Origin of the sequence: Clostridium psychrophilum, assembly GCF_018861705.1 — a bacterium.
GTDB classification, from domain to species: domain Bacteria; phylum Bacillota; class Clostridia; order Clostridiales; family Clostridiaceae; genus Clostridium_AD; species Clostridium_AD psychrophilum.
This window is the reverse complement of the sequence record NZ_JAHLEC010000123.1, coordinates 1-9,290: the sequence shown is the minus strand read 5'-3', so window position 1 is coordinate 9,290 and position 9,290 is coordinate 1. Positions and strand designations below refer to the sequence as shown.

Sequence of the window (9,290 nt, the reverse complement as noted above, 5' to 3'; positions counted from 1 at the left end):
GCTACCGCCTTAGTTGAGTTTTTTATTGAAATTTTCATATTAATTTACAACATTTTCAAGAGGCATAGCCTAAAATTTGAAATAGCTTAACTCCTACCGGAGAAAATATAGCTTTTTGTGGCTTAATCATAACATATTTATATAATATAAGTACGATATCAATAATGAATATTAAAAATTTAATTTTAAAAATTGTTGTACATCATATTAATGTAACTTCTGCAAATGCTTTTATAGTTTTTGTAGAAGTTGTATTTTTTTTATATAATTTTTTGTATAATTTATAACTTCATAAAAATATATAAATTATATAATTTAGTAATTTTTTTCATTTAAATAAAATTATGTAATTTTAGGGTATACTATAAATTAATATATAATAAAAAAAAGGATGGAAACTATGAAAAATTTTAGAAGGTTTAAAAAAAAGAAAAGAAAAACAAGCATTCTTGTTTTACTATTTATATTATTTGAAATTCTTTTTACATCAATTACAACCCCATTTATGGTGTATTATGGACCGTTTAAAAATATAAGAAATGCAGTAGTAGGTGCCGCTATGACCACTCTTAAATCTCAATGGATAGCTACATTTTTCTTATCCGATCAGAAAATAAAACAAATTATGAGTGAGCAAAAAATAAATTCTATAGTTCAAAATAACTTAGATGCTGTAAAAATAGAAAATAAAAATGATAACAATATTGAACGATATAACGTATCTGGAATCAAGTTCAAAGGGTATTTATTAGTAATTAAGGATCCAACTAGAGTAAAGGTGGGTTACAGTAGTAAACTTGGCAAAGAAGGAGAACTAACTAGTGATATTGCAAAAAATAATAATGCCATTGCAGCTGTTAATGGTGGAGCGTTTACAGATAAAGCTTCTGGATCACTTTGGACAGGAACAGGGGCTAATCCGAGTGGAATTATAATATCCGGTGGAAAAATTATTTATAATGATATAAATAATAAAAATGAAAAAAAAGATGCCATAGCATTAACTAAATCAGGAATGTTATTAGTTGGTCCACATAGCATTAATGAAATGAATAATTTTGGCGTAACTGAAGCAGTGTCTTTTGGCCCAGCCCTAATAGTTAACGGTCAAAAAACTATAACTAATGGTGATGGAGGCTGGGGTATAGCCCCTAGAACATGCATTGCGCAGAGAAAAGACGGAGCAATACTATTGTTAGTAATTGACGGTAGACAACTAAGTAGTTTAGGTGCTACTTTAAGGGAAACGCAAGATGTATTGTATGACTATGGGGCTTATAATGCTTCTAACTTAGATGGAGGTTCTTCTTCTACAATGCTTTATGATGATGAAATTATAAATAATCCTTGCGATAGCTTAGGTGAAAGATCTATACCTTCAATTATATATGTAACTAGCAAGTAATAGGATATGTTTTGGCATGGAATAATTTAAATTAAAGGAGAAATTATTATGAAATGGATTAAAAGAATAAGTATATGGATAATAGTCTCTTTATCACTGCAATGTTTGGGACTTTTTTATTTAGATCATTATTTCTTAGCTCCTGATTCAAAATTAGTTACGAAAAAGGTCGTTGAAAATAAACACACACAATCAAAAAATATTGACATCAATATACCAACAACTGCAACAAATGTCTTAATATCCTATGACGCTAAATATTTATCCTATTATGAGAATAAAGGATTAAAAATTGTTAACTGTAAAGATGGAAAGATTAAAAATATAGATGCAGAGGATGGAAGCACAATTTCGTTTTCCAAATGGCTTCCAGATAGAAATAGAATGCTTTTAGTAGAGGAAAAAAGCAATGACAAATCTAGCAACTTAATTACTTATTCCTATGATATATCCAAAAATAAGAAAGTAAAAATAAAAGAATTAGCCTTGGTTGCTGCAAAATCTAAAATAGAAGATATTCAACTGTCACCTTTAACCGGAGTTACTTACTTAAAAGTCTTAAATGAAGGTGTAGGTAATAGTATCTATAGAATTGATAGAATGGCAGATATGACAAAAGTTAAGACAATTCCCAATTCTATAAGTAATATGGCAGCAATCCGTCATGAAGATAAATTAGCATATGAGGGGTTAGTATATAATAAAATATATGCTACAAGTCTTAATGGACCTATAGTTATTAAAGGTATAGATAAGCTTACATTAATTGGTACCGACAATGAGGATAATATATATGTTGGAGAGTTAGAAAATAATTTGGTAAATAAAGTTTATTACGGTAAAATATCAGCAAATATCAATAATTGGAAAGTGATTGATTTACAAAATACCTCTGCCAAGAAAAATTTATTTGTATCATCTAACGGAAAAATATATCAAAACAACTCAGCAAAAGGTATAATAACTGAAATTGATTCTGGAACCCAAACTAGCTATAAAGGTAAATTGCTTGGACTATATACTAAAGGTATTTCTTCTTTGGCAAATAACAAAATATCATTTATTACTTTTAAATAACTAAATTTATTATAATACTTATTGCTAACAATTAATTCACTTCACACTTAAAAGGACACACCTACAAATTTAAAATGGTGTGTCCTTTTAAGTGATTTTTATGAAGATAAAATCAGATGTATAAATCGCACTTAATTTAAAAATATTTTACATTTAAATCGTTCAATTATAAATATTTTAAATAATAATGAAAAAGTTTACAAAAACCTATTGATAAAAACACAAAAGAAAAGTAAAATAGACTTATTAAAGTGATTTTAAAAAGATATTTTTGATTATATATAAAAACTTAAATGAAAGGAATGTAAATATTATTATTAAAAAAATTGTGGATAATGACTTTAAAAAATATGGACATATTCTCAAAAATTTCAATTGTTTTAAATTGATTTTTAAAAAAAAATGAAAACGACGCCATTGCTAACTTATATAATCTATGAACCATCATTCAAATAAAAATACATTAAAATAAATTGGAGGAATTAAAAATGAAAAATTTACCACAATTAAAATTAGGAATTGTCGCAGTAAGCAGAGATTGCTTCCCAATGGAGTTATCTGAAAGTCGTAGAAAAGCAGTAGTAGAAAATTTCAAGAAATCTAAGGTAGATATATTTGAATGTTTAACTACTGTGGAAAATGAAACAGATATGTTAAAAGCAGTAAAGGAAGTTAAAGAAGCTGGTGTAAATGCATTAGTAGTATACCTTGGAAATTTTGGTCCTGAAACATCAGAAACTCTACTTGCAAAACAATTTGGTGGGCCAGTAATGTTTGTTGCTGCTTCTGAAGAAAGTGGAGATAACTTACTTAATGGTCGTGGAGATGCTTATTGTGGAATGTTAAATGCAAGTTACAATTTAGCACTACGTAATATAAAAGCATTTATTCCTGATTATCCTGTTGGAACAGCTCCTGAAGTCGCCGATATGATTTCAGAATTTGTACCAGTTGCTACTACATTACTTGGACTAGGCAAACTAAAAATAATCTCTTTCGGACCTCGTCCACAGGATTTTCTAGCATGTAATGCACCAATTAAGCAATTATATAATTTAGGTGTTGAAATTGAAGAGAATTCAGAACTTGATTTATATGCAGCTTTTAATGAGCATGCTAATGATTCAAGAATTCCAGAAGTAATAGCTAGCATGAAAAAAGAACTTGGTGAAGGAAATAAAATGCCTGGTATTTTATCAAAGCTTGCTCAATATGAAATTACATTATTAGATTGGATAGAAACACATAAAGGTTCAAGGGAATTTGTTGTTTTTGCAAATAAATGTTGGCCATCATTCCAAACACAATTTGGTTTTGTACCTTGTTATGTAAACAGCAGACTAACTTCAATGGGGATTCCCGTATCATGTGAAGTTGATATTTATGGTGCATTAAGTGAATATATAGGAACTTGCATAAGCCAAGATGTTGTAACATTACTTGATATTAATAATACAGTACCTGCTGATATGTATGATTCAAAAATTAAAGGTAAATTTGATTATACATTAAAAGATACGTTTATGGGATTCCATTGTGGTAATACAGCTGCTTGTAAATTAACAAGTGCTACTATGAAATTTCAAAAAATCATGGCAAGATCGCTCGAACCTAATAAAGAGCCAAACATAACTAGAGGAACACTTGAAGGAGATATTATTCCTGGAGATATAACATTCTTCCGTTTACAAAGCAATGCAGAAGCAGAATTAACTGCATATGTAGCAGAAGGTGAAGTTTTACCAGTCCCAACCCGTTCATTTGGATCAATTGGTGTTTTTGCAATTCCTGAGATGGCAAGATTCTATCGTAATGTATTAATTGAAAAGAGATTCCCACATCATGGTGCAGTTGCATTTGGACATTATGGGAAAGCAATTTACAATTTATTTAAATACTTAGGCGTCAAAGAATTATCATTTAATCAACCAAAAGGAATGCTTTATAAATCAGAAAACCCTTTTAAATAATAGCTATAAAACTGTGTCTGATAGACAACAAAAGGTAGAAATCATTATGAGTTAGTACATTTTTGAGGTTTAGTAATGTTAAGGTATACGTTAATTACTTATACCTTAACAAAAATTATTCTCAATAAATAATTTTTTTAGGAGGAGATTACATGACCTATGTTCTAGGTATAGATATAGGAACTTCAGGTACAAAAACTATATTGTTTGACGAGAAAGGTAAAAATATTTCAAGTGCTTTCAAGGGTTATCCATTATATCAACCTGAAATTAGATGGGCAGAGCAAAAACCTGAAGATTGGTGGGACGCTGTAGTAGCTACAATAAGTTCAGCAATACAAAAAAGTGGAGTGAACATAAACGACATTAAAGGGGTGGGTTTATCTGGTCAGATGCATGGTTTGGTTATGATTGATAAAAAAGGCCAGGTTATAAGACCTTCAATAATATGGTGCGATCAAAGAACTACAAAAGAATGCGATGAAATAACAAAGTTAGTTGGAGCTGAAAGGTTAATTCAAATAACAGCTAATCCTGCAATAACAGGGTTTACTGCCTCTAAAATTATGTGGGTTAAGAAACATGAACCAGAGCTTTATGCAAAAACTTATAAAATACTTCTTCCAAAGGATTACATAAGATTTATGCTTACTGGGGAATTTTGCACTGAAGTATCAGATGCCAGTGGAATGCAACTTTTAGATGTCCCTAATAGAATTTGGAGCGATGAAGTATTAGAAAAACTTAATATCAATAAAGACTTACTTGGTAAAGTCTATGAATCACAAGAGGTTACTGGAACAGTCACTAAAGCTGCTGCAAAACTTACAGGACTTAAAGAAGGAACCAAGGTAGTTGGAGGGGCAGGAGACCAGGCGGCTGGTGCCATAGGAAACGGTATTGTTAGACCTGGAGTTGTTTCTTCTACAATAGGAACTTCTGGTGTCGTTTTTGCTCATACTGATAAAGTTGTTATAGATAAAAAAGGACGAGTGCATACATTTTGTCATGCGGTACCAGGTGCTTGGCATATTATGGGAGTAACTCAGGCAGCTGGATTATCTTTAAAATGGTTTAAAGATAATTTATGTGCTTTAGAAAATCAAAATTCGGCTTCCTCAGGTGTTGATGTATACGAGGAGTTAAATAAAGAAGCCGAATCTGTAAACCCAGGTGTTGATGGACTAATGTATTTACCTTACCTTATGGGGGAGAGAACTCCACATTTAGACCCCTATGCTAGAGGCGTATTTTTTGGTCTTACTGCAAGACATAACAAAAATGATATGCTTAGATCTGTCATGGAAGGTGTAGGCTATAGCCTTTTAGATTGTATGGATGTTATTAACGAAATGGGGATAAGTGTAGATGAAGTAAGGGCTTCAGGCGGAGGAGGTAAAAGTGAAGTATGGAGGCAGATTCAAGCAGATATGTTTAACTCTGAAGTGATTACTGTTAATTGTAGCGAAGGGCCTGCTCTAGGAGTTGCAATTTTAGCTTTAGTAGGTGTAGGAGTTTATTCATCTGTAGTAGAGGCTTGTGATGCTATTGTTCATAAGGTTACTTATCAAGAACCAATTAATGAAAATGTTAAATTGTATAGCAAATATCATGAAATTTATAAGCGACTTTATACGGCATTAAAACCTGAATTCATTTATTTAAAAGAAAAAATTAAAATATGAAGGAGTGTTAATTATGAAATTATTTATAGATACAGCAAACGTTGACGATATTCGTGAGGCTAATGATATGGGTGTTATTTGTGGGGTAACTACTAACCCATCACTAATCGCAAAAGAAGGAAGAGATTTTAATGAAGTTATAAAAGAAATAGCATCTATTGTTGACGGACCTATAAGTGGAGAAGTTATCGCATTAGATTCTAAAGGAATGATAAAAGAAGGAAGAGAAATAGCAAAAATTCATAAAAATATGATTGTTAAAATTCCAATGACGCAGGAAGGTCTAAAGGCTGTAAAAGTACTTTCAAAAGAAGGAATAAAAACAAATGTAACATTAATATTCTCAGCAGGACAAGCTTTACTTGCTGCAAGAGCAGGAGCATCTTTTGTTAGTCCTTTCCTTGGAAGACTGGATGATATAAACGCTAATGCTATGGATTTAATAGAAACTATTGTTACAATATTTAAAGTACACGGAATTGATACTGAGATAATCGCTGCAAGTATAAGAACTCCAATGCATGTTACAGATGCAGCAGTTGCAGGGGCTCATATTGCTACAGTTCCACTTAAAATAATAAAACAAATGATAAAACACCCATTAACAGATGCTGGAATAGAAAAATTTGCTAAAGATTGGAAAGAAACTTTTGGTAAATAATAAGGAGGACTCCATAATGAATGTAGACAATTTATCAATAAATACAATAAGAGTACTCTCAGCAGAAGCTATTCAAAAAGCAAATTCAGGTCATCCAGGGTTACCCCTTGGATGCGCCTCAATGGCTTATACTCTATGGGCAAAGCAAATGAAACATAATCCTAAAAATTCAAAATGGGAAGATAGAGATAGATTTGTACTATCAGCAGGACATGGGTCCATGCTTCTATACTCACTTTTAAACATTTTTGGATATGATGTAAGTGTTGAAGATATAAAAAATTTCAGACAGTTTGGAAGTAAAACACCAGGTCATCCAGAATATAAACATACAGATGGAGTTGAAACAACTACCGGACCTTTAGGGCAAGGTATTTGTAATGCAGTAGGTATGGCTATATCTGAAAGTTATCTTGCAGAAAAATTCAATAAACCAAATTTTAAGGTTGTAGATCATTATACTTATGTTATAGCTGGAGATGGATGCTTAATGGAAGGGATTTCATCAGAAGCTTCTTCTCTTGCAGGAACACTAGGACTTGGAAAACTTATAATGATGTATGATTCTAATAACATATCGATTGAAGGAAGTACTGATATTGCTTTTAGAGAAGATGTCGCTAAAAGGTATGAAGCTTACGGTTGGCAGGTTATAAAGGTAGCTGATGGGAACAACACAGATGAAGTAAACTCAGCTATAAATTCTGCTAAAAAACAAGATAAAAAGCCAACAATTATAATAGTAAAAAACATAATAGGATACGGTTGCCTTGCTAAGCAAGGAAAAGCTTGCGCACATGGGGAACCACTTGGAGTAGATAATATAATTGCATTAAAGGAAAATTTAGGATGGAATTATGAACCTTTCACTGTTCCAGAAGAAGTTAGAGCAAATATGAAAGACTTTAATAAGGAAGCAGAGGTTAAAGAAGCAACTTGGAACAAGTTATTCGAAGGCTATAAATCAACTTACCCAGAACTTGCAAAAGAGTGGAAACTTTGGTTTAGTGGTAAAATAGCTAGTGATTTATTAGAGGATGAAAGTTTCTGGAGTTTTGACAAACCAATGGCAACAAGACAAGCATCAGGAATACTTATTAATAGGTTGACAAAGCTTGTACCAAACATAATTGGAGGTTCAGCAGATCTTGCTCCTTCAAACAAAACATATATGAAGGATAGAGGAGATTTCTCAGCTGAGGATAGATCTGGAGCAAATATGCATTTTGGAGTAAGAGAACATGCAATGGCTGGTATTGCTAATGGGATATATCTTCATGGTGGTTTAAAAGTATTTGTATCTACATTCTTTGTATTTAGTGATTACATGAAGGGTGCCATGAGACTTTCAGCACTAATGAAATTACCAATAACTTATGTACTTACTCACGATAGTATTGGGGTTGGGGAAGATGGACCAACTCATGAACCAATTGAACAATTAGCTGCTTTAAGAGCTGTACCAAATATGACAGTATTTAGACCAGCAGATTCAAAAGAAGCAGCAGCAGGTTGGTATTATGTTGTAACTAAAGCGAAAGGACCAGTATCACTTATTTTAACAAGGCAGACATTGCCACTATATGAGGGTTCTGGCAAAAAAGCTCTTAAGGGCGGATATATAATTAAGGACTGTAAAAAAGAAACACCTGATGTAATTTTAATTGCATCAGGTTCAGAAGTAGAACTTATCTATAAGGCAGCTGATGAGTTATTTGCAAAGGGAATATCAGCAAGAGTTGTAAGTATGCCATCCTTTGAATTATTTGAAGCTCAGAGCATGGAATATAAAGAATCAGTGCTTCCAAATAAAGTAAGAGCAAGAGTTGCAGTAGAAGCGGCTACCTCCTTTGGTTGGCACAAATATGTAGGAATTGATGGAGCCGTAATCTCAATTGATCACTTTGGTGCATCAGGTAAAGCTGAAGTTTTATTTGAAAAGTTCGGATTTACAGTTAACAATGTGGTTAATACTGTGTTGAGACTGAAAAACAAATAATATAATAATTAGATTAAAAGGCAAATGCTTATAAACAAAATAATAAAGTAGTATCTTAATTTAAGATACTACTTTATTATAATACATACTTTATTTAAACTTTTATTGTTTATGTCAGAATTAGAAGAGGTTAAATCTGTTTTGTTGTTACTGAAAATCTTAAATCTGAAGCAATTTTCATGACGATTTACCCTGTAAGATTAAGGTTATCAAAGTTTATAACCTTAATCTTACAGATATTGATATGGACAATTTTACATACTTAAGTCAAGATTTAGTGAATCATCTATTATACATTGTATATTTTCAAGTGCTGAAATGACTTTAGATGATCACAACATTTAAATATTTTTAATATTAACTTAGAAAAATATAATAAGAGGTATAATATGATTAAGCCACAAAAAGCTATATTTTCTCCGGTAGGAGTTAAGCTATTTCAAATTTTAGGCTATGCCTCTTGAAAATATTGTAAATTAATATGAAAATTTCA

At 31.4% G+C, this 9,290-nt stretch carries 6 protein-coding genes; all 6 read left to right on the top strand.

Annotation, left to right across the window (positions count from 1 at the left end):
* The first annotated feature begins 400 nt into the window (after positions 1 to 400).
* The 6 genes from KPL38_RS16715 to tkt all read left to right on the top strand — a co-directional run bounded on the left by KPL38_RS16715 (position 401) and on the right by tkt (position 8,797).
* Positions 401 to 1,405, top strand: coding sequence for a phosphodiester glycosidase family protein (locus tag KPL38_RS16715; RefSeq protein WP_216290279.1), 1,005 nt, complete (start codon positions 401 to 403; stop codon positions 1,403 to 1,405).
* A 48-nt stretch (positions 1,406 to 1,453) separates the two neighbouring features.
* Positions 1,454 to 2,482, top strand: a complete 1,029-nt coding sequence (locus KPL38_RS16710) for a hypothetical protein (protein WP_216290278.1) — start codon at positions 1,454 to 1,456, stop codon at positions 2,480 to 2,482.
* A 488-nt stretch (positions 2,483 to 2,970) separates the two neighbouring features.
* A complete protein-coding gene (locus tag KPL38_RS16705) occupies positions 2,971 to 4,452 on the top strand; it encodes an L-fucose/L-arabinose isomerase family protein (RefSeq protein WP_216290277.1) in 1,482 nt (493 codons plus the stop codon).
* Between the two features lie 152 nt (positions 4,453 to 4,604).
* Positions 4,605 to 6,137, top strand: coding sequence for a xylulokinase (gene xylB, locus KPL38_RS16700; RefSeq protein ID WP_216290276.1), 1,533 nt, complete (start codon positions 4,605 to 4,607; stop codon positions 6,135 to 6,137).
* A gap of 13 nt (positions 6,138 to 6,150) precedes the next feature.
* Complete coding sequence (gene fsa, locus KPL38_RS16695) at positions 6,151 to 6,798, top strand: fructose-6-phosphate aldolase (RefSeq protein ID WP_216290275.1); 648 nt, start codon at positions 6,151 to 6,153, stop codon at positions 6,796 to 6,798.
* A 16-nt stretch (positions 6,799 to 6,814) separates the two neighbouring features.
* Positions 6,815 to 8,797 (top strand): transketolase, encoded by a 1,983-nt coding sequence (gene tkt / locus KPL38_RS16690; protein ID WP_216290274.1) that lies wholly within the window; start codon positions 6,815 to 6,817, stop codon positions 8,795 to 8,797.
* The last annotated feature ends 493 nt before the right edge of the window (positions 8,798 to 9,290 follow it).